General features: G+C 67.5%; 22 protein-coding genes. 5 read left to right on the top strand and 17 right to left on the bottom strand.

Annotation, left to right across the window (positions count from 1 at the left end; genetic code table 11):
* Window positions 1-98: 98 nt before the first annotated feature.
* The 7 genes from car to QN239_RS03645 all read right to left on the bottom strand — a co-directional run bounded on the left by car (window position 99) and on the right by QN239_RS03645 (window position 10,683).
* On the bottom strand, window positions 99-3,575 hold the full coding sequence (gene car / locus QN239_RS03675; RefSeq protein WP_499008225.1) for a carboxylic acid reductase: 3,477 nt from the start codon (window positions 3,573-3,575) through the stop codon (window positions 99-101).
* A 139-nt stretch (window positions 3,576-3,714) separates the two neighbouring features.
* Window positions 3,715-4,608 carry a DMT family transporter gene (locus QN239_RS03670; protein ID WP_263988203.1) on the bottom strand — a complete coding sequence of 298 codons (894 nt, stop codon included), beginning with the start codon at window positions 4,606-4,608 and terminating at the stop codon, window positions 3,715-3,717.
* Between the two features lie 45 nt (window positions 4,609-4,653).
* Complete coding sequence (locus QN239_RS03665; RefSeq protein ID WP_499008224.1) at window positions 4,654-5,781, bottom strand: phosphotransferase; 1,128 nt, start codon at window positions 5,779-5,781, stop codon at window positions 4,654-4,656.
* Between the two features lie 27 nt (window positions 5,782-5,808).
* Complete coding sequence (locus QN239_RS03660) at window positions 5,809-7,014, bottom strand: cytochrome P450 (RefSeq protein ID WP_499008223.1); 1,206 nt, start codon at window positions 7,012-7,014, stop codon at window positions 5,809-5,811.
* A gap of 79 nt (window positions 7,015-7,093) precedes the next feature.
* Window positions 7,094-8,107: a LacI family DNA-binding transcriptional regulator gene (locus tag QN239_RS03655; protein ID WP_499008222.1), complete on the bottom strand. Its 1,014-nt coding sequence runs from the start codon at window positions 8,105-8,107 to the stop codon at window positions 7,094-7,096.
* Window positions 8,108-8,124: 17 nt separating this feature from the next.
* Complete coding sequence (locus tag QN239_RS03650; protein ID WP_499008221.1) at window positions 8,125-9,390, bottom strand: MFS transporter; 1,266 nt, start codon at window positions 9,388-9,390, stop codon at window positions 8,125-8,127.
* A 99-nt stretch (window positions 9,391-9,489) separates the two neighbouring features.
* The gene (locus QN239_RS03645; protein WP_499008220.1) at window positions 9,490-10,683 is read right to left on the bottom strand and encodes a PE-PPE domain-containing protein; all 1,194 of its coding nucleotides are present in this window, start codon (window positions 10,681-10,683) and stop codon (window positions 9,490-9,492) included.
* 155 nt (window positions 10,684-10,838) lie between these two features.
* On the opposite strand from QN239_RS03645, the gene QN239_RS03640 reads away from it, so the two are divergent.
* Entirely contained in the window at window positions 10,839-11,624 is a 786-nt protein-coding gene (locus QN239_RS03640) for an SDR family NAD(P)-dependent oxidoreductase (RefSeq protein ID WP_187097678.1), read from the top strand.
* 55 nt (window positions 11,625-11,679) lie between these two features.
* On the top strand, window positions 11,680-12,333 hold the full coding sequence (locus QN239_RS03635; protein ID WP_499008219.1) for a nitroreductase: 654 nt from the start codon (window positions 11,680-11,682) through the stop codon (window positions 12,331-12,333).
* A gap of 1 nt (window position 12,334) precedes the next feature.
* On the opposite strand, the gene QN239_RS03630 is transcribed toward QN239_RS03635, so the two are convergent.
* Window positions 12,335-13,354 carry a TerC family protein gene (locus QN239_RS03630; protein WP_499008218.1) on the bottom strand — a complete coding sequence of 340 codons (1,020 nt, stop codon included), beginning with the start codon at window positions 13,352-13,354 and terminating at the stop codon, window positions 12,335-12,337.
* A 357-nt stretch (window positions 13,355-13,711) separates the two neighbouring features.
* Here QN239_RS03630 and QN239_RS03625 point away from each other — a divergent pair, with 357 nt between their 5' ends.
* On the top strand, window positions 13,712-14,968 hold the full coding sequence (locus QN239_RS03625; RefSeq protein ID WP_499008217.1) for a L,D-transpeptidase: 1,257 nt from the start codon (window positions 13,712-13,714) through the stop codon (window positions 14,966-14,968).
* Window positions 14,969-14,978: 10 nt separating this feature from the next.
* Here QN239_RS03625 and QN239_RS03620 read toward each other — a convergent pair whose 3' ends face one another.
* Genes QN239_RS03620 through QN239_RS03600 form a run of 5 tightly spaced genes read right to left on the bottom strand, consistent with a single transcriptional unit; the run spans window position 14,979 to window position 17,470 of the window.
* Window positions 14,979-15,389: a hypothetical protein gene (locus QN239_RS03620; RefSeq protein WP_499008216.1), complete on the bottom strand. Its 411-nt coding sequence runs from the start codon at window positions 15,387-15,389 to the stop codon at window positions 14,979-14,981.
* A 43-nt stretch (window positions 15,390-15,432) separates the two neighbouring features.
* Entirely contained in the window at window positions 15,433-15,900 is a 468-nt protein-coding gene (locus QN239_RS03615) for a Rieske (2Fe-2S) protein (RefSeq protein ID WP_499008215.1), read from the bottom strand.
* A gap of 16 nt (window positions 15,901-15,916) precedes the next feature.
* On the bottom strand, window positions 15,917-16,015 hold the full coding sequence (locus tag QN239_RS03610) for a DUF6529 family protein (protein WP_499008214.1): 99 nt from the start codon (window positions 16,013-16,015) through the stop codon (window positions 15,917-15,919).
* Complete coding sequence (locus tag QN239_RS03605; RefSeq protein ID WP_499008213.1) at window positions 16,012-16,497, bottom strand: GtrA family protein; 486 nt, start codon at window positions 16,495-16,497, stop codon at window positions 16,012-16,014. The genes QN239_RS03610 and QN239_RS03605 overlap by 4 nt, the downstream gene beginning before the upstream one ends.
* Before the next feature lie 52 nt (window positions 16,498-16,549).
* Window positions 16,550-17,470 carry an SDR family NAD(P)-dependent oxidoreductase gene (locus QN239_RS03600; RefSeq protein ID WP_499008212.1) on the bottom strand — a complete coding sequence of 307 codons (921 nt, stop codon included), beginning with the start codon at window positions 17,468-17,470 and terminating at the stop codon, window positions 16,550-16,552.
* A 113-nt stretch (window positions 17,471-17,583) separates the two neighbouring features.
* Here QN239_RS03600 and QN239_RS03595 point away from each other — a divergent pair, with 113 nt between their 5' ends.
* The gene (locus QN239_RS03595) at window positions 17,584-18,720 is read left to right on the top strand and encodes a GGDEF domain-containing protein (protein WP_499008211.1); all 1,137 of its coding nucleotides are present in this window, start codon (window positions 17,584-17,586) and stop codon (window positions 18,718-18,720) included.
* 7 nt (window positions 18,721-18,727) lie between these two features.
* Here the strand turns inward: QN239_RS03595 and QN239_RS03590 are convergent, their stop codons facing one another.
* The 4 genes from QN239_RS03590 to QN239_RS03575 all read right to left on the bottom strand — a co-directional run bounded on the left by QN239_RS03590 (window position 18,728) and on the right by QN239_RS03575 (window position 21,879).
* Window positions 18,728-19,015, bottom strand: coding sequence for a hypothetical protein (locus QN239_RS03590; RefSeq protein WP_187097670.1), 288 nt, complete (start codon window positions 19,013-19,015; stop codon window positions 18,728-18,730).
* 18 nt (window positions 19,016-19,033) lie between these two features.
* On the bottom strand, window positions 19,034-19,186 hold the full coding sequence (locus QN239_RS03585) for a hypothetical protein (protein WP_170847304.1): 153 nt from the start codon (window positions 19,184-19,186) through the stop codon (window positions 19,034-19,036).
* Window positions 19,187-19,344: 158 nt separating this feature from the next.
* Window positions 19,345-20,154 (bottom strand): dienelactone hydrolase family protein, encoded by an 810-nt coding sequence (locus QN239_RS03580; RefSeq protein WP_090359204.1) that lies wholly within the window; start codon window positions 20,152-20,154, stop codon window positions 19,345-19,347.
* Window positions 20,155-20,238: 84 nt separating this feature from the next.
* Window positions 20,239-21,879 carry a PucR family transcriptional regulator gene (locus QN239_RS03575; protein WP_499008210.1) on the bottom strand — a complete coding sequence of 547 codons (1,641 nt, stop codon included), beginning with the start codon at window positions 21,877-21,879 and terminating at the stop codon, window positions 20,239-20,241.
* A 108-nt stretch (window positions 21,880-21,987) separates the two neighbouring features.
* Between QN239_RS03575 and QN239_RS03570 the strand changes: the two genes are divergently transcribed.
* Window positions 21,988-23,478 (top strand): CoA-acylating methylmalonate-semialdehyde dehydrogenase, encoded by a 1,491-nt coding sequence (locus tag QN239_RS03570; RefSeq protein ID WP_499008209.1) that lies wholly within the window; start codon window positions 21,988-21,990, stop codon window positions 23,476-23,478.
* Window positions 23,479-23,504: the final 26 nt, after the last annotated feature.

The following is a 23,504-nucleotide window of genomic DNA, read 5'->3' as shown; positions in this document are numbered from 1 at the left end:
CAAATCAGGAGGGAGCGCATCATTGAGCTCCACTAGGAATGACGAACGAGAAGGTCGGCGAATTCCCACTCGCGGCTGTCAATGCGCTGAGAAAAGCCCTACAGCAGGCCGAGCAACTGCAGGTCGGTGATGTACTTCACGATCACCGCGGGGCTGACATGCGGGATGTCCTTGTCCGCACCGATTTTCGCGTCCTGCACCGCAGCGCGGAACACCTCGGTCGGGGCCATCGCACCGTTGACCGGGACGCCGGGCCGCTGGTAGTTGTGCAGTAGCGGCAGCAGCGAGGCCTGGCGCTGCCTGTCGGGCAGGGCCCGCAGGGTGGTTTCGAACCGGTCGAGCCAGTCGGCGTAGGCGTCGACGCGCTCGATCTTGTAGCCCGCTTCGACCAGCCAGTCGACGAAGGTGTCCATGCTGATGCCATCGTCATAGGGATTCATCACGTGATAGGTCTCGAAGCCCGCGCCGACATGGGCGCCGAGTGTCGAGATGGCCTCCGCGATGAACTCGACCGGCAGCCCGTCGTAGTGGGCACGCTGCCGATTACCTTGCGCATCAAGCTCATTGAACGACTTAGGCGCCACACCCGTGGCCACCAGACTGAACATCATCCGGGTGAACATGTCGGGCAGGTTCAGCTGTCCGGCGTAAGTGGTATCGGCCAGGATCATGTCGCAGCGGAACACCGACACCGGCAATCCGGCCAGATCGTGCGCCTCACGCAGCAACACCTCACCGGCCCACTTGCTGGTGCCGTAACCGTTGGCATAGCTGTCGTCGACGACCCTGGTGGCACTGATGGTCCGGACATCGGCATCCTCGACGAACCGGCCGGGCTCGATACCCCAACCGACACCGATCGTGGAGACGTAGGCGAACGGCTTGATCTTCGTCGTCAGCGCAATCCGGATCAACTCCGCGGTCCCCAACGCATTGGGACCGAACAACTCGCTGTAGGGCAGCACGTGATTGACCAGCGCAGCCGGATCGACGATGAAATCCACCGTATCGGCCAACCGCTGCCAGGTGGCCCTGTCCAACCCCAGATCGGCCTCACCCTTGTCACCGGCGATCACCTCAAGATGATCGCCAGCCAGTTCCCGGTAGTGCGCAAGGAGTTTCGGATCACCCGAGTCGAACGTCTTGTCCAGCCGAGCCCGCGCCTCCTCATCCGAGCGCGCGCGCACCAGACAGATCAGCTTCCCATCCACCAGATCCATCCGCTCCAGCCACTCCAAGGCCAGGTAACGCCCCAGGAACCCGGTCGCACCGGTCAACAATACCGTGCGAATCTCGCTGCCCGCCTTCGGAAGCGACGGCGCCGCCGCCAACGTCGCGGGGTCGATGAACTTGTCCAGGGTCAGGTCCGCGGCATGGACTTCCTTTGCTCCGGCGCCATGGACCGAGGTGAAGGTGGGCCGGCCGGTGCCACCGGCGCGCTGCGTCTCGATATGCGCGGCGACGGTCGCCAGATCCGAGGCCGGACTCACGATCACCGACACCGGCACCTCGACCCCGAAGATCTCCTGCAGTAGATTCCCGAACGTCAACGCCGACAACGAATCCCCACCCAGATCGGTGAAGTGCGCATCCGGCGCCACATCGCTGCTGGCCGCGCCCAGCAGGGCGACCGCGGCGCGGGAGACCGTCTCCAGCACCGGCGCCTCGGCACCGTGCTGACGCAGGGTCTGCAATTCGTTGGCCTGCCCATCGGCGAGCTCGGCGTACAACGCCTCCAGTTCGGCGCCGTAGCGCTCCTTGAGCTTGGGCCAGGCCAACTTCCGGATCCCGGTCAGCAGACCGTTCTCCACCGTGAACGGCGTGGTCTCCACCAGGAAATCCCGCGGGATCTCGTAGCTCTGCAGGTCCGCGGCCCGGGCGGTGTCCTTCAGCGACTGGGCGATGGCCGCCTTGGTCGCGTCGGGGTCGCTGGGCACGACGACGGCCAGCAGGTACGGCCGAGAGCTGTTGCCGTAGATGTAGATCTGCTGCACCAGCGGGCTGTTGGTGAACGCGGCCTCCAACTTGGAGACGGTGACGAACTCGCCCTGGGCCAGCTTGAGCACGTTGTTGCGCCGGTCCACGTAGCGGACCTCGTCGGGCCCGAGTTCGGCGACGATATCGCCGGTGCGGTAGAAACCGTCCTCGTCGAACATCTGCGCGGTGATCTCGGGCCGCTTGTAGTAACCCGGGAACAGCTGGGTGGATTTGACCAGCAGCTCACCGCGCGGGTGCGGGACGTCGGAGAGCCGGTAGCCCAATTCGGGGACATCGACCAGTTTGTAGTCCAGCACCGGCGGACGGGTGATCCGGCCGTCGACGAACACCGAGCCCGCCTCGGTCGATCCGTAGCCCTCCAGCAGGTGCTGGTCGAGCAGGCGCTCGACCCAGGCCTTGAGTTCGGGCGAGATGGGTGCCGAACCGGTCAGCGCGCTGACATAGCGCCCGCCGAGCACGTTCTCGCGCATATCGGCCAGTACCGCGTTCTCGTCGACGCCTGCCAATCCGGCCCTGCTGATCCGGCTCTGGAATTCCTGGAACAGCATGTCCCAGATACGCGGCACGAAGTTCAGCTGGGTCGGGCGGGTCAGCGCCAGGTCATCCAGGAAGGTCGACAAGTCTGCGCGGGCGGCGAAGTTGACGGTGCCACCGGCGGCCAGTGCGCCGTAGAGGATGCCGCGGCCCATCACGTGGCTCATCGGCATGAAGCTCAGCACGATCGAGGGCACCTTGCCCTGACTGTCGTCCCAGTGTGCGTTGGCGGCCGGTCGCCAGATGTTGGCGACCTTGCTCTCCAGGTACATCGCGCCCTTGGGCGCTCCGGTGCTGCCCGAGGTGTAGATCAGCAGGGACAGCGGGTCGTCTTCGGAGCCGGTGACACCCTCGATATCGGGCAGATCGGCACCGCGCTCGAGGACGTCGGCGAGCGCCTCGACGGTGACGCCGGAGCCCAGCCGGGCCTGTGCGGCCTCGACGGCCTCACGCTGGTCGTCGATCTCGGGGTGGTAGTCGAAGACCACCAGGTGCGCGGTGTTCGCGCCCGCCACCAGAGCGACGGCGTCATCCAGGTAGTCGACGCTCGTGGCGATCAGGACGGGTTCGGTCTCGGCGACGATCGGCTGCAACGCCGCGACCGACGCGCTGGTCTGCAGCGGCACCGAGACGGCGCCCAGCTGGGTCAGCGCGGTGTCGACGGTGGTGTAGTCGACGCTGGTGAAGCCGAGGATCGCGACCCGATCCCCGATGGCGACCGGATGGTTCTGCCAAGCGTTGGCGATCGCCTGCACCCGGTCCCACAGCTGCCGGTGGGTGATGGTCTCGAACCGCGGCAGTAACGAGGCCACCGTCCGCCCCGTCGCGGGATCGGCAACGAATTCGACGGCGCGCTGGCCCAGCGCGGGCCGGTCGCCGTACCCCTGCAACACGGTCTTGACGATGGCGGGCAGACGCAGCCCGGGCTCGTCGACGGCGGCGATCACCTCGGCGCTGGGCGTCGCGGCGGCGAACTGCGGGTCGGTGTCGTACAGGTGGTCGAGGCGGAGCTCGAAACGCTCATCGCTCGTGTCGTTGGTCATGCGGAAACCCCCGATAACTCTTCAGATCAATGAAATTCTGGTGCCATATGCCGGGCTCTGCGGCCCGGTAACCGAAACAACGTTAGCAAAACTAAAGATATGCCCGGTTCGCGGCGACGACCAGTGTGTTGTGAGCCAGCTAACTGGGCGTCGGAGTCTTGCGGGCTTCCAGCTGTGCTTCGTAGGCGCCCTCGTCACGACCCAGCGCGATCGTCGCGGTCGTCATGACCACCACCGCTGCGGTCAGGGCGATGGACTCCCATCCGTTGGCGTCCAGCTGCTCTCCGAGGATGAAAGCGCCCAGCAGCACGGCGGCCAACGGCTCGATCACGATCATGGTGGGCACCGAGGTCTGCAGGGAGCCGGCGTGGAACGCCGACTGCTGCAGCAGGGTGGCCACCACGCCCAGCGCCACCAGGACATAGGGCACCGGGGTGGCCAGCACCTGGGCGACGCTGTCGCGGGCGAGCAGGTGCGTCAGGACCTTGGTCATCACCGCCACCATGCCGAACAGCACGCCGACCCCGACGGCCAGCAGCACCGCGCGCTGCCAGCCCGGTCTGCGCACGGCGATCACCACGCAGGCGATGACGAGCAGGAAGCTGATCACCACCGCCACGGCGATCTGACGGGCGGGCGCGATGTGCTCATTCGCCCGTGGATGCGCCAGCAGGATGAACACCGCCAGCGACAGCGTGAGCAGGATGGCCCACAGCCATTCACCGCGGGTCACCCTGCGGTGCGCCAACCGGGCGCTCAGCGGCAGCGCGAACAGCAGTGCCGACACCAGCAGCGGCTGCACCACCAGCAGTGAGCCGTGCGCCAGGGCGAGCGCCTGGAAGACGAATCCGGCCACGGCCGACGCCGTGCCCGCCCACCACAGCGGGCGGCGCAACAGGGTGGCAACCATGACGGTGCTCACCCCGTGCTCCGGGGGAACGTCGAGGGTGGCGCGCTGGCGCACCACGATGCCGACAGCGGCAAAGATCGCGGCGCACAAGGCGAACAACACCACCAGGGCAGGGCCTAGCACGCCCCAACCCTATGGGGTCAGCGGGCCGGGCGCCTAAGACCGCGGTCAGCGGGTCGGTCTCGACCCCAGTTCGCCGAGCGCATCCGCTGTCTGCAGATCGTCGTACGCGGCCGAATACCGCTGCGCGAGCGCCAGCGCGATATCCGGGCGCTGCCACAGTTCCCCGGCGCTGGCGGTGGCCAGCCACAAGGTCAGCCCATGCGCCACGGACGCGCGGTAGCGCAGCCAGATCTCGTCGGCCGACGGGAGTTCCACCGCAGGCAGCTCGAGCGCCTCGCGATAGACGGCGAGCAGGTCGCGCTCGTGCGCCCGGCGGTCCTCGGTGGTCACCGCACCCTGCAGGAAGTAGCCGAGGTCGAGCGAGAAGTTGCCGCGACGGGCCACCTGCCAGTCCAGGAAGCCCAGCTCCCCGGTCGGCAGGAGGTAGGTGTTGCCCACGTGCGCGTCACCGTGCAGCAGCGTCGGTGCCCCGCCGGACGGGCCGGTCAACGTCCGGACGAAGGGCTTCCAGATACCTTCGATGAGATCCTCGATGCTCAGCGCATGCACGGAGGCGGGCGCATCGTCGCCGAGGCGTTCCAGCGCGGCGGGCAGCGGTGCGTACTGCATCCCGTCCCACTCCTCGAATGGTTCTAGCCAGTCCAGCCCGGGTCGGCCCAGCCGCTCACCCCAGAACCTCCCGTGCAGGCGGGCCAGCCCGCGCACGCCGGCGGCCGCCTGCTCGACGGTCAGCGGCCGGGTCGCGTCACGTGGATCGGCGTCACGCGCGGTCAGGTCCTCCATGACCAGGACGAAGTCTTCGGCCTCTTCGTCGATGGCCGCGGCGAACACCCTCGGGTGCTCCAGCGGCAGGTCGACGTGCGAGGCGAACAGTCGCGGCTCGTGCAGCAGCCCGCTGGTGAGTTTGATCAGTTCCCGGTGTTCGGGATCGACCGCCTTGACGAACACCGCGGGAGGCCCGGTAGGTCCGTCCGCGGTGTACGTCAGCGCCAGCCGGGCCCGCCGGTTGGTGCCGTCATCGCGCATCGCGACGCTGACCTCGCCGACCACCGCACCGGGAAAGTCGCGGGCCAGCGCAGCGGTCATCCAGTCCGCGCGGACCTCATCCCAGGAGCTCGGGACGGTCAGACTCGCGCGGTTGCCTCGCAGGCTCGGCTCCCGCGTGTCATCCATGGTTCGCTCCGCAAGCGTCGCTCACGGTCACGGAATGAAGGCCGGCATCGAATCCCAGCCACGGACCGTCGACGTCGGCGACAACGCCGCGTTGGGCAGGTCGATCTCCCACTCCGGGAAGCGCTTGAGCATCTCCTCCAGGGCGATCCGGCCTTCCAGACGCGCAAGTGCGGAGCCGAGACAGAAGTGAGTGCCGACACTGAACGCCAGGTGCTGACGCTGCTCGCGGTGGATGTCGAAGACCTCACCGTCGGGCGGGAACTGGCGGCTGTCGCGGACCGCGGCGCCGATGAGCATCATCATCGAGCTGCCCGCGGGCACGGTCTGGCCGTAGTACTCGACATCGCGGGTGACATAGCGCGCGACGTGTGGCGCGGGCGGCTCGAAGCGCAGCAGCTCCTCGATCGCCTGCGGGATGAGCGCGGGGTTCTCGACGAGCTGACGCCGCTGGTCCGGGTGCTCGGCGAGCACCTTGGCCGCCCAGCCGATCAGCCGGGTCGTCGTCTCGTTTCCCGCACCCGCCACCACGTTGATGTAGATGAGCAGCTCTTCGCGGGTGAGGTGACGGATCACGCCGTGCTCGTCGGTGAATTCGACGTTGAGCAGGTCGGTCATGATGTCGTCGGACGGGTTGTCCTTGCGCCAGTCGATATAGGTCTCGAAGATCGAGCCGTCGACCAGGCCCTTCTCGGCGGCTTCCATCGGCTTACCCGCCTCCGTGCGCATCTGGGCGTTGCCGTGATCGCGGATCATCTCCTGGTCGTCCTCGGGGATACCCAGCAGCGCACTGATCACCCGCATCGGCATGATGGCGCCGAAGTCGGTGATGAAGTCGATCGTGCCGCTGCCGACCAGGGGGTCCAGCGCCTGGGCGCAGTACTCCCGGATCTTGGGTTCCAGCGCGGCGATCTTGCGCGGCGTGAACATCCGGGCCAACAGCTTGCGGTGCGTGGTGTGGATCGGCGGATCCTCGAAGATCAAGGCGCCCGAGGGAATCTCGATATTGGCCTTGATGAGCTCGATGATGGCGCCCCGCGCCGAGCTGAACGTCTCGTGGTCGATCAGCGCCTTGTTGACGTCGGCGAACCGGCTCAGCGCGTAGAAGTCGAACTGCTCGTTGTAGTAGAGCGGCGCCTCCTCCCGCAGCCGGGCGAACGCCGGATACGGGTTGGCGTTGAGTTCGACGTTGTACGGGTCGAAGTAGACGTCCTCTTTTGTTGCGTCAACCGTCACTGAACACTCACCTTCTCCGGAGGCTGCCGGGGTTACTTACTCGCGTAAGTTACGCGGCTCACAGCCGGGAGGGCAAGCATCAGGTGGAGGCGCGCTGAATCAGATGCGCGACGTTCTCACTGCTGGGCTCTTGGCCGCTGGGATAGCCGAGCTCGGACATCATCGCCGCCACCGACACCTCGACGATGGTCTTGGCATCCAGTCCGACTGAGGTCAGCGGTGGCCCGCTCACCGCGCCCAGCGGGATCGCGTCGACCCCCATCACGGCGAGGTCCTGCGGACAGCGCAACCCGGCCTCCCGGATACCGTGCAACACCACCAGCGCGGTCTCATCGCTCTGCGCGCACACCGCCGTCACCCCGGCGCCCACCCAGTCCCGCACCACCGCGGCCGCGTCACTGCCGTCGGCGGCGACGGCGCCGGTGACGATCTCGGGCAGATCGCGCGCGGCCACCCGCAATCCGGCGAGCCAGTAGTCGCCCAGCGGGCGCAGCGCCTCGGCCTCGGCGTAGGCGAACGCCAGCCTGCGGTGCCCGCGTGACATCAGATGCGCCACCCGCATCTCCCCGATGCTCAGGTGCAGCGCCCCCATCGCGTGCAACTGCGCGCTACCCAGGTGGATCTGCGGAATACCTGCTGCGGCAACCGATTCCAGTGCCGCACCGCTGAGCGGGAACACACTGGTGACGGCGATCGGGTTCAGATCGGCGACCGCGTCGACGACATTGCGGCCGTCGTCGGTCTCGAATTGCAAGGACAGCACGATGCCGTGCCGGCCGAGTTCGGTGGTGAGCCGGCTGCCCACCTCCAGCAGCAGTTCACCCAGCGAGAACCGGGGCACCACGTAGAGCACCACCCCACTGCCACCGCGGGCGAGGTTGCGGGCCGCGAGGTTGGGCCGGTAGCCGAGCTGGCGGGCCGCGTCGTGCACGGCGGCACGGGTCTGCGCCGAGATGGTCTGGCCCTTGACGTCGTTGAGCACATAGCTGACCGTCGCGGGCGAGACGTTGGCCAGACGGGCGACATCGGCCTTCGTCGGGCGTGCCGACTTTTTGTCCGGAGTCGGGCGTGCCGACTTCGGCTGCGCTGTCATCGGCCCATCATGGCAGGTCACCCGGCGCTGGATCCGTCTCCCCGGGGCAGCGTCACCACCGCGCCGAGCGACAGCACCGCGGCGACCATCAGATAACCCGCCGGCGCGACCACACTGCCGACGTTGGCGGTCAGCCACGTCACGGCGTACGGCGTGGTGCCGCCGAACAGTGCCACACACACGTTGTAGCCGACGGAGAAACCGCTGTACCGGACCCGGGTGGCGAACAGTTCGACCCCCGCGGTGACCGCCGCCGACACGTACACCGACTCGATCGCGGCTAGCGCGCAGTGCGCCCCGATCGCCGCCACCAGCGAGCCCGAGTTCAGCAGCAGGAACAGCGGATACGCCAGCACGATGAACCCCGCCGACCCGGCGATCAGCAGCGGGCGCCGCCCGATCCGGTCCGACAATGCGGCCAGCGGCAGGATCAGGATCAACGCCACCAGGCTCGCCAGCGTGATCGACACGAACGACGCCGTCTTGCTGTGGTGCAGCGTCTTGATCAGGTAGCTCGGCAGGAACGTGAACACCACGTAGTAGCCGACGTTGAAGATCAGGAACAGGCCGATCACCGACATGATGGGCCGCCACGACGTGGTGAGCGCTTCGTAGAGCGGCCGGCGCGCGATATCGGCGCGCGTGCGCAGGGCGGTGAACTCCGGGGTGTCGTCCAGGCGCAACCGGATGTACAGGCCGACCAGGCCCAGCGGCGCCGCCAGCAGGAACGGGATGCGCCAGCCGTAGCTGTCCATGGCCGCGGCGGGCAACGTCGTCTGGAGCACGGTCACGGTGACGGATCCGAGCAGGAATCCCAGCACCCCGGACCACGCCATGAACGTCACGGTGAGGCCGCGGCGTTCGGGGTCGGCGTACTCGGCGAGGTAGACCGCACCGCCACCGTATTCGCCGCCGGCCGAGAAGCCTTGCACGCAGCGCAGGCCGAGCAGCAGCAGCGGGGCGGCCACCCCGATCGAGGTGTAGGTCGGCAGCAGACCGATCAGCAGCGTCGCACCGGACATCAACAGGATGACGACGGCGAGCACCTTCTGCCTGCCGATACGATCCCCGAGCGGCCCGAAGACCAGTCCCCCCAACGGTCGCATGAAGAACGCCGCGGCGAAGATGGCGAACGTGTTGAGCAGCGCGGCGGTGTCGTCACCGGCCGGAAAGAAGTGCGTGGCGATGAAGGTGGCGAGGAATCCGTAGATGGCGAAGTCGAACCATTCGACGGCATTGCCGATCGAGGCGCCGACGACGGCTCTGCGCACTGCGCTGGACATGCCGACACACGGTAGTCAGGCACCGACCGCGATGCGCCGTTTACCGATTAGGCGACACGCTTAACCGCGGAGCTCAATCCCCTTGCCGCGAAACAGGCTTCAGGCGGCGTCCGGTTTGTCCGTCTCCGAAGCGGACGGTTTCGGCTGCTGCTTCTCGGGCTCGGGATCGGACTTGCGCCCGGTGAGTGCCCGCAGCGTCGAGGAGATCGCCGCCGTCGACTGCCGGAGCTTGTCCGGGAGCGAGGTTCGGGCAGGTTTCGCCGTCTTCTTCGGTGTCGCCTCGCCCGCGGTCGCCTTGTGCGCCAAGGTGTTCGGTGAGGCCGGCGCCCCGATCGGCGGTACCGCTGCCGTGGTCACACTCTTGCTGTAATCGCTTCTGTCGTAACCGAGTTCGACCACGTTCCGCAGCGGGGCGTCCAACTTGGCCAGCACCGGCTTGGGCAGCAGACCATTCAGCGGCATCAGCAACGGCAGCTGCTTGGTCGGGATCACGTAATAGGTCGTATCGCCGTGCTGCTGGTAGTACCGCGGGTCGTTCTTGTCGACGCCGGCCACCGCATCCGCACCGAGATCCTGGGTGTCGCCGTGCAGATAGATGATCCCGAGCACCGCGTTCGCGGTGGCCAACGGGTTCAGCGGGTAGGCGGGGAAGTCGGCCCACCCGTCGTACTGCCGGGCGATGTCGACCGTGGTGCCGCTGCCCTCCACCGGTTCACGCACCACCGGGGTGGCCCCGTTGAACGTGATGTTCAGCAGCGGCACGTAGAGCCCGTGGAAACGCTCGAGGATGCCGCCGTTGGGCCGGTTGGGGTTTTCCACCAAGACGTAGTTGACGCCGTTGCCCAGATGGTCGCGCTTGTACGCGGTGGCCACCACCGCGCCCTGCGAGAACCCGAACACGGTGTCCCCACGGTGCGGTTGCTCGCCGAGGGCGGCGATGCCCCGGCCGACCGATACGCCCCAGGACGGGTCACGGAACCCGCCGTGGGATAACGGCCCGATCGTGGCGGGATAGTCCACGAAGTGGAAGTCGGCCGCGTCCGGCGCCTGCTCGCCGGCGCCCGTCATCATCCGGTCGGTGAAGAGCAGGGGCGCCGGATGGCTGGTGGTGTCGCCGATCTTGGTGCCCTGCAGGAAATACACGGCCGAGTTTGCCAGTACCGCCGGAGCCGCCGCGACCGCCGGCGTCATCCCGACCAGGACGGCTCCTGCGAGTGCTACGCCCGCGGTACCGAGAACTCCGCTGACCACACCCGCCGAACGGGCACGATGCCGGCCCTGTGCATTCGCCATGAGAGACCTCATTTCGGCCCGGCCGCCGGGACCTCGCGAAAGCGTAGCGCATCGAGTTTGCTGGCGCGGCGATTACGCGCTCTGTTCGGCACCGGGTGAACACGTTCTCGGCCGCCGGTCCGCCGGCCGGGTACAACCGGAGCATTCTATGAGGCATGGACATGCATCTGATCGACAAGATCGCCGTCGTCTCGGGGGCGAGCAAGGGTATCGGCTTGGCGATCAGCCAGGCGTTCGCCGCCGCCGGCGCCTCCGTCATCGCCGGGGCGCGGCACAACTCAGCGGAACTGGAGGCGCTCGAGGCCGCCGGATCCGCGACCTTCGTCGCCGCGGATCTGGCCACGGCCGACGGTGTCGCGTCACTCGTCGCCGCCGCGGCCGCCCGCGGTGGTATCGACATCCTGGTGAACAACACCGGAGCGGTCGTGCCGCACATGGGTGGCTTCCTCACCCTCACCGACGAGGCCTGGCAGGCCTCGATCGAGGTCAACCTGCTCTCGGCCGTCCGCCTCACCCGTGCGGCGCTGCCCCATCTGCTCAAGAACGGCGGATCGGTCGTGATGATCGGTTCGGTGAATGCGGTGATGCCCGACTACCCCATCCTCGACTACAGCGCCACCAAGGCGGCGCTGGCCAATCTCGCGAAAGGGTTGTCCGGAGAGTTCGGGCCCCGGGGTGTGCGCGTGAACGTCATCAGCCCCGGCCCGGTGGCGACCCCGCTGTGGCTGGCCGAGGGCGGTGTCGGCGACCAGTTCGGCGGCGGCAGCGGCGCATCCGCGCAGGACGTGCTGCAGTCCGTGGTCGCGAGATCCGCCACCGGGCGTGCCACCACCGCACAAGAGGTCGCCGACCTGGCACTGTTCCTGGCCAGCGACCGGTCCGCCAACATCACCGGCGCCGACGTGCGTATCGACGGCGGCTTGGTCACGACCACCGTCTAGGGAGCAAGGCGCCACCGACCCGGCAAAACCGTTCTCGTGGTGCAGGATTGAGCACATGTACGACCTCGAAGATGCCATCACTTCGCGCCACTCCAGCCGGCTGTTCCTGCGGGACAAGCCGGTGCCGCAGGAACTGATCGACGAGGCCCTCGAACTCGCCGTGCGGGCCCCCTCGAACTCCAACATCCAGCCTTGGCAGGTGGTCTTCGCCTCCGGCTCGGCCCGCGACCGCCTGGTCGAGGCGCTGCTGGCCGAGGCCGAAGCCTCGGCGCCGAAGGTGCCGAAACTGCCGGAGCACTTCGACCACTACCGCCGTGACACCGGCGCGCTCGTGTACGGGGCGATGGGCATCCCCCGGCACGACACCGAAGGGCGCCGGATCGCGGTTCTGCGCAACTGGGAATTCTTCCGGGCACCGTTGGCCGGCATCGTCTGCATGCACCGCGATCTCGACTTCGTCGACAGCCTCGGGGTGGGCATGTTCCTGCAGACCTTCCTGCTGGCGCTGACCGCGCGCGGGCTGGGGTCCTGTGTGCAGGTGTCGATCGCCGGTTATCCCGAGACCGTGCGCGCCCAACTCGGGATCCCCGAGGAGATGCGCGTGTTGTGCGGACTGGCGATCGGATATCCGGACCCGGACTTCCCGGCCAACGGGCTGCACATCCCCCGCAATCCGCTGGCCGAGAACGTCCGGTTCGTGCAGGACTGAGCTAATCGACGACGGCGTCGTCGGCGGCGGCGGCGGCGGACACGGCCTTCTTCGCGTCGGCACGCGTCTTGTACAGGCTGGCCGCCGTGGTGATCACCAGGGTCACGACGATGACGCCGAGGCTGGCCAGTGTCGGGATCTCCGGCACGTGCACCGACTCGCCGCCGTTGATGAACGGCAGTTCGTTCTCGTGCAGCGCGTGCAGCAGCAGCTTCACCCCGATGAAGCCGAGGATGAACGCCAGGCCCTGGGACAGGTAGACCAGCCGCTTGAGCAGATCGCCGAGCAGGAAGTACAGCTGCCGCAGACCCATCAACGCGAACACGTTGGCGGTGAAGACGAGGTACGGCTCGCGGGTCAGGCCGTAGATGGCCGGGATGGAATCCAGCGCGAACAGCAGGTCGGTGGTGCCCAGCGCGACGATCACCAGGAACATCGGCGTCATGAGGCGCTTGCCGTTCACACCACCTTCCTGGACCCATAGCTTTAAGCCGTCCCACTTGTCGGTGAACTTCAGGTGCCGCTGCGCGAACCGGACCACGCCGTTGTCGGCATCGTCATCGTGTTCGGTATCGCGGACCAGTTTGATCGCGGTGTACACCAGGAACGCACCGAACAGGTAGAAAACCCAGGAGAACTGCTCGATGGCCACCGCGCCGAGCGCGATGAAGATGCCGCGGAAGATCAGCGCCAGGATGATGCCGACCAGCAGCGCCTGCTGCTGGTAGATCCTGGGCACCTTGAAGCTGGCCATGATGATCAAGAAGATGAACAGGTTGTCCACCGACAGGCTGTACTCGGTGAGCCAGCCCGCGAAGAACTCCACGCCGTACTGCTGACCGTGGAAGAACCAGGTCCACAGCCCGAACGCCACCGCCAGGCTGACGTAGATGGTCAGGTAGGTGGCGGTCTCGCGTTTGGACGGTTCGTGCGGGCGCCGCCCGATCACGATCACATCGAAGAGCAGGATCGCGATCGTCACGCTGAGCGTGATGCCCCACTCGAGTGCAGAAACATTCATGGAATACGAGCCTCCGGTCGTCGTTCAACGGCCGAGGTCTCTTCCGCCGCGCCGGATAGGCGCAGCCCGCGGCACCGGTAACCCGACGTTGGATCACGTGATGACGACACCGCAGCGGTAGGAGTACTCCCCTCGCCGTCGATTGTGTCAGACGGGTCGGGCCAGGTCTAATCCCCGGGCCTCGGCACGATCGACGAAGACCGAAATAGCCGACCCCAAGCCATATCTCGACCATGCCTGCGATCAGACGCGCGCGCCCTCTACTATGAGAGCTTCTGTCCGGCCAGTGCAGTGACGCACTCCGGTCAAGCCCACCCCCTCTGCCGCGGAGTGCCCTTGCGTCTTGATCGTTACCGCGTGCGCGTCGCCGGTCTGGCAGCGTTGCTCATCGTTGCCACCGGCTTGGGCGTGACGCAGAGCTCCCGCATCGTGGCCTGCCAGGACGGCTGCCGCACCCTGGCCGCAGGTCCCGACCTGGCCGCCGCCGAGGCGGCCCCATCGGCGCCGGTGCCCGCGACGGTCCGGGTGCTGCCGCAGCCCGGGGCCCAGGGTGTCCTGCCGGTCGGCCCGGTCCGGGTCACCGCGTTCACCGGGACCCTCACCGACGTGACGATGGTCAACGAGGACGGTACGACCGTGCCGGGTGTGCTGACCCCTGATCGCACAGTGTGGAAGCCGGCCGTCCAACTCGGCTACGGCCGGACGTACACCATGACCGTGCGGTCGCAGGGGCCCGGCGGGATGCCGGCCGCGGAGACCTCCAGCTTCACGACGGTGTCGCCGAGCTACCAGACCTCGGTCTACCTGAACACCACCGGATACGCGTCCCTGAAAGAGGGCGGCACGTACGGTGTCGGCACCGTCGTCGTGGCGCGGTTCGACGAACCGATCACCGACCGGGCCCGTGCGGAACGGCAGCTGGTGGTGACGACATCGCCACCGGTGAAGGGTTCGTGGAACTGGGTGGACGATCAGACCGCGCACTGGCGACCCGAGCATTACTACGCGCCGGGTACCACCGTCACGGTGGCCGCGAACATCTACGGTGTCCCGCTGGGCGGCGGGGTGTACGGGCAGGACGACGAGAAGGTGTCGTTCAAGATCGGCGACTCCCATGTGTCGATCGCCGATGACAACACCAAGCAGGTCAGCGTGTTCGACAACGGGAAACTGGTACGCACCATGCCGACCTCCATGGGCCGGGGCGGCACCGAGACCATCGGCGGGACGACGCTGAGCTTCTGGACGCCACCAGGGGTGTACACCGTGCTGGACAAGGCCAATCCGGTGATCATGGACTCCTCGTCCTACGGCCTGCCGGTCAACTCCCGCCTGGGCTACCGCGAAACCATCCCCTGGGCCACCCGCATCAGCGGTGACGGTATCTACCTGCACCAGCTCAATGCCACCGTCTGGGCGCAGGGCAACACCAACACCTCACACGGCTGCCTGAACCTCAACTCCGAGAACGCCGAATGGTTCTTCAACTTCTCGATGCCGGGCGACGTGGTCGAGGTCCGGCACACCGGCGGTCCGCCACAGCAGCTGCTCGCGCAGAACGGCGACTGGAGCGTGCCCTGGGATCAGTGGCGCAAGGGCAGCGCGCTGCCCTGAGGCGTCTCGCCTAGATGGCCCCGGCCCTGGGGGCCGACGTGCTCGTCGCGTAGGGGTCCGTCGTCGTCGTGGGCGTGGTGCCGGTCAACTCGGGGAAATCGGGAACCCAGCCGTCGTCGGTGGTCGTCGTGGTCGTCCCGGTGCTGGACTCCCCCGGATTGATGTCCGAGGTCGACGGTCTGGTGCTGCGGGTGGTCGTCGTGGTCGTCGTGGTGGTGTACGACGTCGACGGGGCGTCGGCGGTGGTGGGTGTGGGCCCGCGGGGCGGTTCCACCGAATCGTGCGCCGTCTGCAGCACCGCGAACACCAGGACGAGGATCACGACGACCGCGCCGGCCCCGGCCGCGTACACCGCCCACGATTCCTCGTACCACGGCGCCTGCGCCGGTTCCCCCGTCGCGGTGTCCTCGTCGTCTCCCACAGCCGGTGATCGTAGCCAGCGGCTGTGCCGGCCAGGTGTGTGACTAGCCCTTGACGATGTCCTGCCCCTGCGCGGTCACGGCGACCGTCGCCAACGGCTTGGTCGCCGGGCCTTTGAGCACCGCCCCGTCCAGGTCGAAGGTGCTGCCGTGGCACGGGCAGGTGATCTTCCCGTCGGCGACGGACGACACCGCGCACCTGGCATGGGTGCACACCGTCGAGAGCCCTTTGAAGACCCCGGCGGTGGGTTGGGTGAGCACCACGTCGTCGACGATGACACCCGACCCGACCGGCACCTGGGACGTCTTGGCCAGCGTGCCCGCAGCCTGCCCCGGCGCCGACGTACCCGCCGACGATTCCGTTGCGGGCGGGGCCGCCTTCTGGCTCGGAGATGTCCCGTCGCTTCGCTCGCCCCCGCCGCCTGAGCATGCCGCGATTGCGGTGGCCCCCAGACCTATTCCGGCACCGGCCAGCACCTGGCGGCGCCCGACGGCGTTGTCCTGAGTGGTCATGAGCAATCTCCTCGCATCAGTCGGCAAGTCCGTTGGTCTGGAGGAACCGAAGGGCTGCGGTCAACCAGATGTCGACGAGCGTAAAGAACACGGGGCGACCTATCACCGGAATCATCCCCGGCTACGGAAAACCACCCACCGCATGGCGCTGTACATGAAGACGGCCTCACCGCCACCGGCGATGAGGCGCGCCAGGTGGTACTCCAGCCCGAACGAGGCCAGCGCGGTGGGAAACGCGACGATGAAGGCCGCGTAGTTGATGGCGACGACCACCACATAGCTGGCCAGTTGCGGTCCGACCACCGCGTGCGAGCGGAAGTTCAGCGTCCGGTTCAGCACATAGCTCAGCGCGAAGGCCACCACATAGCCCAGGGTCAGTGCCACTGGCAGCGGCACACCAAAACCACTGTGCAGCAAGGTCAGAATCGCCAGATCCACCCCGAAGGTGAAGCTGTTGATCAGTGCGAAGCCGAGGAAGGTCGGCGCGACGACGCGGTCGAACCCGTACGGCAGGCGGGCGACGACGCGTTCACAGAATCGGTGAAACCGCTCGGCAAGTCGGGCCGGTGCCGACGCCGGCGCCGGTTCGGCGGTCACCGCCCCACCATGGCACCCGGATATGACCGACCCGTTATGCGCCGGCAAACATTCAGCGCTTGCCGGCGCGAGCGGCCAAAAGCTCTGTCCCGGTTTCTTGTTCGGCGAACTGCACGACCCGCCCCGCGACGGCGTAGTCACAGGCCAGCGCCGACCGGCCGATCAGCACGGGTCCACCACGCAGACCGAACCGGCCGTCCACACCGACGTAACTGCCGGGCGGGATCGGCTCGCTGATGCAGTACAGGGTGGTGGCCGCGCCGGCGTCCGTGTCGTTGGCCAGCGCTCCGGCGACCACCTTGACCCCGCGCTGCACGATCCCCATCAGCGGGCCGCCGGACAGCTGCGGCAGATTCGAGTCCACCCATCCGGGGTGGGTCAGCTGGGTGACGACGGGTGACCCCGCGGCCCGCAGCCGTCGATCCAGTTCCAGTCCCCACAGCATGACGGTGAGCTTGGACGCCGCATACGCGCCCATCACGGTCCACTTGTGGGTGCGCAGGTGCAGATCGTCGAGGTGCAGGGTCGCCGACTTGTGCGCTTCGGACCCCACATTGATGATCTGGTCACGCACACGGTCCAGCAGCAGGTTGGTGAGCGCGAACGGTCCGAGCAGATTGGTCGCGATCGTCGCTTCGAATCCGTCGACGGTGTCGCAGCGCTGCCGGGTGAGCGTGCCCGCGTTGTTGATCAGGATGTCGATCTCGTCGACACCGAGGGTGTCGAGCCGGCCGGGGAAGGCACGCACCGACGCCAGATCGGCCAGGTCGAGTTCGGCGACGACGGTGTCCCCACCCATCTCCGCTGCCCGCTGTGCACCCAGCGCGGTGTTGCGGACGGCCAGGATCACCCGCGCGCCGGCACGGGCCAACGCGGTCGCAGTCGCCAATCCCACCCCATTGGTCGCACCCGTCACGATGATGCGCTTTCCGCTCAGATCGCCGAGCCGTCCCGGTGTCCACTGCGATGTCATAGTGCGAGGCTAACCGCGGATTTTGCACTCGCAAGCACGGTGCCGACGGCCACCTGTGCTGGTACCGTTCGCTGAATGTCACGGTGTTCGTGCCCGACGCGGTCAGGTGCCTGATGCGCACTCCTGGGCGGTGGCGGCATCGCGGTGATCACTACCGGTGGCTGACCTCATTCCTGGCCGCCCGCGATCTGCAGACACTGACGTGTCGCGTGGTGGCGTGGAGCATCCTTGCGCTCGGCGCGATCGCCGTACCCGCCATCATCTCCACGCCGCGGCACTCCGTGGCGTACGGGCCGCTGGCGGTGACCGTCGTCATCCTGTCCATCGGCGCGATGGCCGCCATCTGGCTGCGCGCGGAATGGCCGACCTGGCGTCAGTCGGTGTTCTGCGTGACGCTCGGGACACTACTGATCGCCGCCGGGTGCCTGATGCTGCCGAATGCGGTGCTCGCCCTTGTGGGTTCGACCGCGTTCGTGGTGACGACCGCGTACACGGTGTTCTTCCATTCTCGCCGGCTCCTGCTGATCATCTGGACTCTCCAGGCGGCGACGCTCGCCACCCTCGCCTGGCGGTTGTTCGTCGAGGATCCCGTCATGGCGGTCTCGTCGGTCGCCTTGGTGCTGACCATCAACGTGTCCGTCGCCTCTGCCTGCGAACTGGCGCTCAAGATCGCCGGTTCCGAGACGAACACCGGGGGCATCGAGCCGCTGACCGGTCTGCTGAATCGGCAGACGTTCTACGACCAGGTGGCCACCCTCATCGGTTCGCGCAGCCGGCGCGACGACCGCTACTTGGTGCTCATCGTGGCCAACCTGGACAGCTTCTCGCTGCTGACCGCGATGTCCGGAAAAGCCGGCGGGAACCGCGCTCGCGTGGCGATCGGACAGCGCCTGCGTGAAACCGTCCGGGGTGACGCCGTCATCGGTCACCTCGGTGATTGTGAGTATCTGGTCGCCGATGTCTTCACCCACGCCGACCCCACCCCACTGGCCGACCGCATCCTGAGCACCATCAAATCGGCGCCCTTCCAGCTGACCGCGAGCCTCGGGGTGGTCAGCACACCGCTCCAGCCGCTGGCCCGGCAAACGTCGCACGACGTGCTCGACGAGCTGGTCACCATCGCGACCAACGCCATGTATGAAGCACGCAAGGCCGGGGGAAATCAGAGCTGCCTGCTCGAATCGCCGAAGCTGGCCACGGTGCGCGACGATCCGGATGAGGACCACCGGGACATCGGCCGCTCGGCCTAGAAGCCGATCAGCCACCCCAGCCGCGGGTGCCGTCCCAGCCACCGCAGAGGCCGTTGATGCACCCGCTGCCGAAGCCACCTTGCTGCGGGTTCCAACCACCACAGCCGTGCCAGCCGGGCCCGCTGCTGCAGCCTCCGCCACCGCCGTGGCCGTCCGGACCGCCGTAACCGTTAGGTTCTGCCACCACTGAGGTCGGTGACCCCACCTCGGGTGCAGCCGCGCTCAAGACCGCCGCCGGCGCGGCGAATGCCACGGCGGCGCATGCCACTGTCGCCAGACGTCTCATCGCACTCATGTCGCACGCTCCCTCGACTCAGCGAGCGTCGGTGGACAGCGGTTGATTGACGACGATCTGCACCGGCATGTGCGGTCCGTCTTGCAGCAGCATGACGGTGGGTGTCGCAATCGCCACCAGCGCGACCACGGACAGCAGGGCCGCCTCGGCGTAACGCTTTATAGTTAGCATGGCTAGATAGTCCCCCTAAGCAAGGCGCCTGACAAGGGATTTGTGAGTGAACACACGCCCCAGCCGGATTCCCAGCCACTCGTCACACCGGCGCACTGATTCATACCTGTGCCAACAGCAGGAGGCGCCTCGCTCATTCCGTCAGGGACGGCGAGACTTCACACCGTCAGTAGACGGGTGCGGAAAAGGTCGAGCACCTGGTCCAGCGCCGCTCTGGTGCGCTGGCCCGGTTCGTCGATGAGATGCTCGGTGAGTACCGAGTGCGGAGTCATCAGCGCGTCGGGGTTGGCGTCCGCGTCATCGAGTTCCACGGCGACGAAGGCCTCCCCGAGCTGTTCACGCAGGAAGTCGAACCGCTCAGCCGGCACCAGCCGATCCGAGGTGAACCGCAGGCCCAGCACCGTCAACCCGGCCGCACACCGCTGCTTCACCACGGCCAGATCCTGGGGTGAGATGTCGATGGAGTGCTTCTGTCGTGCCGTCAGTGCCACCGGCATCGACGGCTGCGACAGCACCGGGGCGAGCAGCACGTCATCGGTCGCCATCGCCAGCGCATAGCCGCCGGTGAAGCACATTCCGACGGCACCGACGCCGGGCCCGCCGCAGCGCTCGTGCTCGGCGCGGGCCAGTGCACGCAGCCAGCTGATGACCGGCGAGGTCCGGCCGGTCGCCAGGGTCACGAATTCCTTACTGATACACGCGGGCACCATCGTCCTGGCGAAACTGCTGAGCGCGGTGAAGGTGCTCCGGTTGGGATCGAAGCCGGGTTCGCCGAACAGGTGTGGAAGCACCGCCGTACACCCGATATCGGCGACCTTCCTGGCGAAATCGAGCACCTTCGGCGTGATCCCGGGGATCTCGGCGATCACGATGACGGCGGGCCCGCTGCCCTTGCGGAAGATCGACCGCGTGGTGCCGTCGTGGGTGAACTCGGTGTGCTCGAAATCGGCGAGATCATCGTTGGGCACCGCAGTGGTCCTCTCCCGTACCAGACACGAGCAACAGCGGCCACCATACCGTCGTCATACCGTCGTCTCGCCGGACGTACCCGTTCACACGTAGGGATCGATGATCTCCGCGCGCATCGGTTCGCTCGCCGAACCCACCGGGCGACTGAGCTTCTGCGCGTCGAGCACCATCAGTGCGACATGAAGGGAGGTGCGCGAGTCCCCGTCGTCGAGCTCCACGCCCAGCGTCTCGCTGATCGAGGCGAGGCGCTTGTAGAGCGCGGGCCGGCTCATGTGCAGCCGCTGGGCCACCGCCACCTTGTTGCCGGCCAGCCGCAGGTATTCGCGCAGGACCGCGATGTTCGACGGGTCATCGGACAGCAGTGCCCTGAGTTCGGTCTCGGCGAAGGCCTGCACCCGATGATCGCTGCGCAGCAGGGAGATCAATCCGCGCAGCCGGACATCGGCAGCCCGGTAGAACGGCCGCGGCTTCTCCTCCCCATCCCCCATGCCCAGGGCGACCTCGGCGATGTGGGCGGCTTCGGCCAAGCCCTGGATCGCGTCGATGACCCGCTCCACCGGTTCGCCGACCGCCAGCGCCGAGTCGGAAACCCCTTCGACACGCCGTATTTCGCGGCGCAGATCATTGCCCAGCGCGCCCAGCGCCGCGTCCGCGGAACGAGTGACGCCGAGCGACAGCACGAGTCCGATCTCACCGTCGCGCCGGACCGAGAACAGGCCGGTGTGTCCGGAGGCGTTGACGGTGTGCATGACGGTGTCCAGCAGGGAGACGTTGCGCCGTTGCCCGGCAACGGGATCGGCCTGGGCTCTGATGTTGTCGGGCCGCCGCACCCGGACGGTCGCCGGGACGTAGCGGGCCGCCGAACGCAACCCCAGCGCGTGCGCACGAGCCGCGGCTTCGCGCTCGTCGGTGACCCGGCTGCGCAGCACATCGTCGATCAGGCCCGTCTGGGCCTGATGCTGTAGCCCGGATCGGTCCCGCTCGATCATCCGGTGCAGGGCCAGCGCCACCCCGGCACGTTCCAGCACCATCTGGGTGCGGGCCGCATCGGCGGGCCGCCGGGGCACGATGAGCCGACCCCACTCTTCGGCGCGCGGCCCCACCGAGGTCAACGCCCAGCGCTCGGTTCCGGCATTGCGCCGGGATCGGCGCTCCCAGTCGTGCAGCAGGTCGGCGGCGTGCCCGCGTGCGGACACCGCCAGCACCCGGTGCGCCAGATCCTCGAGCACCACCGGTTCGTCGAGGATCGCCGCCGCGGCGTCGACGATGCCGCCGACCGAGGCGCGCTTCATGCTGAGGTCGGTGAAGGTCTCGTGCACGCGCCGGTCGAAGTCCACCCGGTCGAACTGATCGGTGACGATCATCCGGTGCACCGCCTCGGTCACCTCCACGAAGCGCACCTGGCGGTGCAGCGCCACCAGCGCCACATCGCACTCTTCGGCGATCGTGCCCGCCCCAGGCGGCAGGCTCGCCCCGCCGAGTTCGACGACCACCGCGAGCACCCCGGCCTCGGCCATACCCGCCAGGTAGCGGCGCGGGTCCGCGCGCAACGCGGCACCGGTGGTCAGCACCAGCTCACCGCCCTGCACCAGCGTGGACAGGTCGGCCATATCGCTGACGTGCACCCAGCGGACGGGCTCGTCGAACCGTCGGGAGCTCAGGACCTCGGGCTCGCCGTCTTGCAGCACCGGCAGTCCCAGGACATCGGCCACCGTGATGATCATTTACAAAGTGTATCGACGAAGCACAATCCGTAGACACTTCGTCACGCTCGAGGAGGACCACCCCGTCGCAGACTGGATGCAACCTCAACAGAAAGTGAGCACATCGCGATGCAAGCCACGGTTCAGCACTGGCTCAACGGCACGTTCTTCGAAGGCACCTCGGGTGCGACCGCGCCGGTGACGAACCCGGCGACCGGCCAGGTCACCGGCCACGTCGCGCTCGCCTCGGTGTCCGACGCCCAGGCCGTCATCGACGCCGCCGCCGCGGCGTTCCCGGCCTGGCGGGACGCCTCGCTGGCCAAGCGCACCCAGGTGCTCTTCAACTTCCGCGAACTGCTCAACGCCCGCAAGGGCGAACTCGCCGAGATCATCACCAGCGAGCACGGCAAGGTCGTCTCCGACGCCCTCGGTGAAGTGTCCCGCGGCCAGGAAGTCGTCGAATTCGCCTGCGGTATACCGCATCTGCTCAAGGGTGGCTTCACCGAGAACGCCTCGACCAAGGTCGACGTCTACTCGATCCGCCAGGCACTGGGACCCGTGGCCATCATCTCCCCGTTCAACTTCCCGGCCATGGTCCCGATGTGGTTCTTCCCCCTGGCCATCGCCACCGGTAACACCGTCGTGTTGAAGCCGTCGGAGAAAGACCCCTCGGCGTCCCTGTGGCTGGCCCAGCTGTGGGCCGAGGCCGGGCTGCCGGACGGCGTGTTCAACGTTCTGCAAGGCGACAAGACCGCCGTCGACGAACTGCTCACCAACCCCAAGATCAAATCGGTGTCCTTCGTGGGCTCCACCCCGATCGCCCAGTACGTCTACGCCACCGGCACCGCCGCCGGCAAACGCGTCCAGGCCCTCGGCGGAGCCAAGAACCACGCCGTCATCCTGCCCGATGCCGACCTCGACCTGGCCGCCGACGCCATGGTCAACGCCGGCTTCGGCTCCGCAGGTGAGCGCTGCATGGCCATCTCGGCTGCCGTCGCCGTCGGACCGATCGCCGACGACCTGGTCGCCAAGATCGCCGAACGCACCGTCGGCCTCAAGATCGGCGACGGCACCAAGGATTCCGATATGGGTCCGCTGGTCACCAAGGCCCACCGCGACAAGGTGGCCGCCTACATCGACGCTGGTGAAGCCGACGGCGCCAAGGTCGTCGTCGACGGCCGCACCGTCACCGCTGACGGCGCCGCGGACGGTTTCTGGCTGGGTCCCACCCTGCTCGACAACGTCACCCCCGACATGAGCGTCTACACCGACGAGATCTTCGGCCCCGTGCTGTCGGTGCTGCGCGTCGAGAGCTACGACCAGGCCCTCGAACTCATCAACAGCAACCCCTACGGCAACGGCACCGCCATCTTCACCAACGACGGCGGCGCCGCCCGGCGCTTCCAGAACGAGGTCGAGGTGGGCATGGTCGGCATCAACGTCCCCATCCCGGTGCCCATGGCCTACTACAGCTTCGGCGGCTGGAAGGCCTCGCTGTTCGGCGACAGCCACGCCCACGGCACCGAGGGCGTCAACTTCTTCACCCGCGCCAAGGCCATCACCAGCCGCTGGCTCGATCCGTCGCACGGGGGCATCAACCTCGGCTTCCCCACCAACTAATCGACCGGGCAAGTGAGAAAATCGAA

It is taken from the genome of Mycolicibacterium sp. Y3 (assembly GCF_051188035.1).
Classification (GTDB): Bacteria; Actinomycetota; Actinomycetes; order Mycobacteriales; family Mycobacteriaceae; genus Mycobacterium; species Mycobacterium fluoranthenivorans.
The sequence above is the reverse complement of the archived record's forward strand: the minus strand, read 5'-3'. Positions and strand labels throughout refer to the sequence as shown.

What these genes read in the sequence shown, in the direction of transcription:
- car (WP_499008225.1), bottom strand. Translation starts at nt 3,575, where the DNA reads ATGACCAACGACACGAGCGATGAGCGTTTCGAGCTCCGCCTCGACCAC.
- QN239_RS03665 (WP_499008224.1), bottom strand. Translation starts at nt 5,781, where the DNA reads ATGGATGACACGCGGGAGCCGAGCCTGCGAGGCAACCGCGCGAGTCTG.
- QN239_RS03655 (WP_499008222.1), bottom strand. Translation starts at nt 8,107, where the DNA reads ATGACAGCGCAGCCGAAGTCGGCACGCCCGACTCCGGACAAAAAGTCG.
- QN239_RS03650 (WP_499008221.1), bottom strand. Translation starts at nt 9,390, where the DNA reads ATGTCCAGCGCAGTGCGCAGAGCCGTCGTCGGCGCCTCGATCGGCAAT.
- QN239_RS03645 (WP_499008220.1), bottom strand. Translation starts at nt 10,683, where the DNA reads ATGGCGAATGCACAGGGCCGGCATCGTGCCCGTTCGGCGGGTGTGGTC.
- QN239_RS03640 (WP_187097678.1), top strand. Translation starts at nt 10,839, where the DNA reads ATGGACATGCATCTGATCGACAAGATCGCCGTCGTCTCGGGGGCGAGC.
- QN239_RS03635 (WP_499008219.1), top strand. Translation starts at nt 11,680, where the DNA reads ATGTACGACCTCGAAGATGCCATCACTTCGCGCCACTCCAGCCGGCTG.
- QN239_RS03630 (WP_499008218.1), bottom strand. Translation starts at nt 13,354, where the DNA reads ATGAATGTTTCTGCACTCGAGTGGGGCATCACGCTCAGCGTGACGATC.
- QN239_RS03615 (WP_499008215.1), bottom strand. Translation starts at nt 15,900, where the DNA reads ATGACCACTCAGGACAACGCCGTCGGGCGCCGCCAGGTGCTGGCCGGT.
- QN239_RS03610 (WP_499008214.1), bottom strand. Translation starts at nt 16,015, where the DNA reads ATGATTCCGGTGATAGGTCGCCCCGTGTTCTTTACGCTCGTCGACATC.
- QN239_RS03600 (WP_499008212.1), bottom strand. Translation starts at nt 17,470, where the DNA reads ATGACATCGCAGTGGACACCGGGACGGCTCGGCGATCTGAGCGGAAAG.
- QN239_RS03595 (WP_499008211.1), top strand. Translation starts at nt 17,584, where the DNA reads ATGCGCACTCCTGGGCGGTGGCGGCATCGCGGTGATCACTACCGGTGG.
- QN239_RS03590 (WP_187097670.1), bottom strand. Translation starts at nt 19,015, where the DNA reads ATGAGTGCGATGAGACGTCTGGCGACAGTGGCATGCGCCGCCGTGGCA.
- QN239_RS03585 (WP_170847304.1), bottom strand. Translation starts at nt 19,186, where the DNA reads ATGCTAACTATAAAGCGTTACGCCGAGGCGGCCCTGCTGTCCGTGGTC.
- QN239_RS03575 (WP_499008210.1), bottom strand. Translation starts at nt 21,879, where the DNA reads ATGATCATCACGGTGGCCGATGTCCTGGGACTGCCGGTGCTGCAAGAC.
- QN239_RS03570 (WP_499008209.1), top strand. Translation starts at nt 21,988, where the DNA reads ATGCAAGCCACGGTTCAGCACTGGCTCAACGGCACGTTCTTCGAAGGC.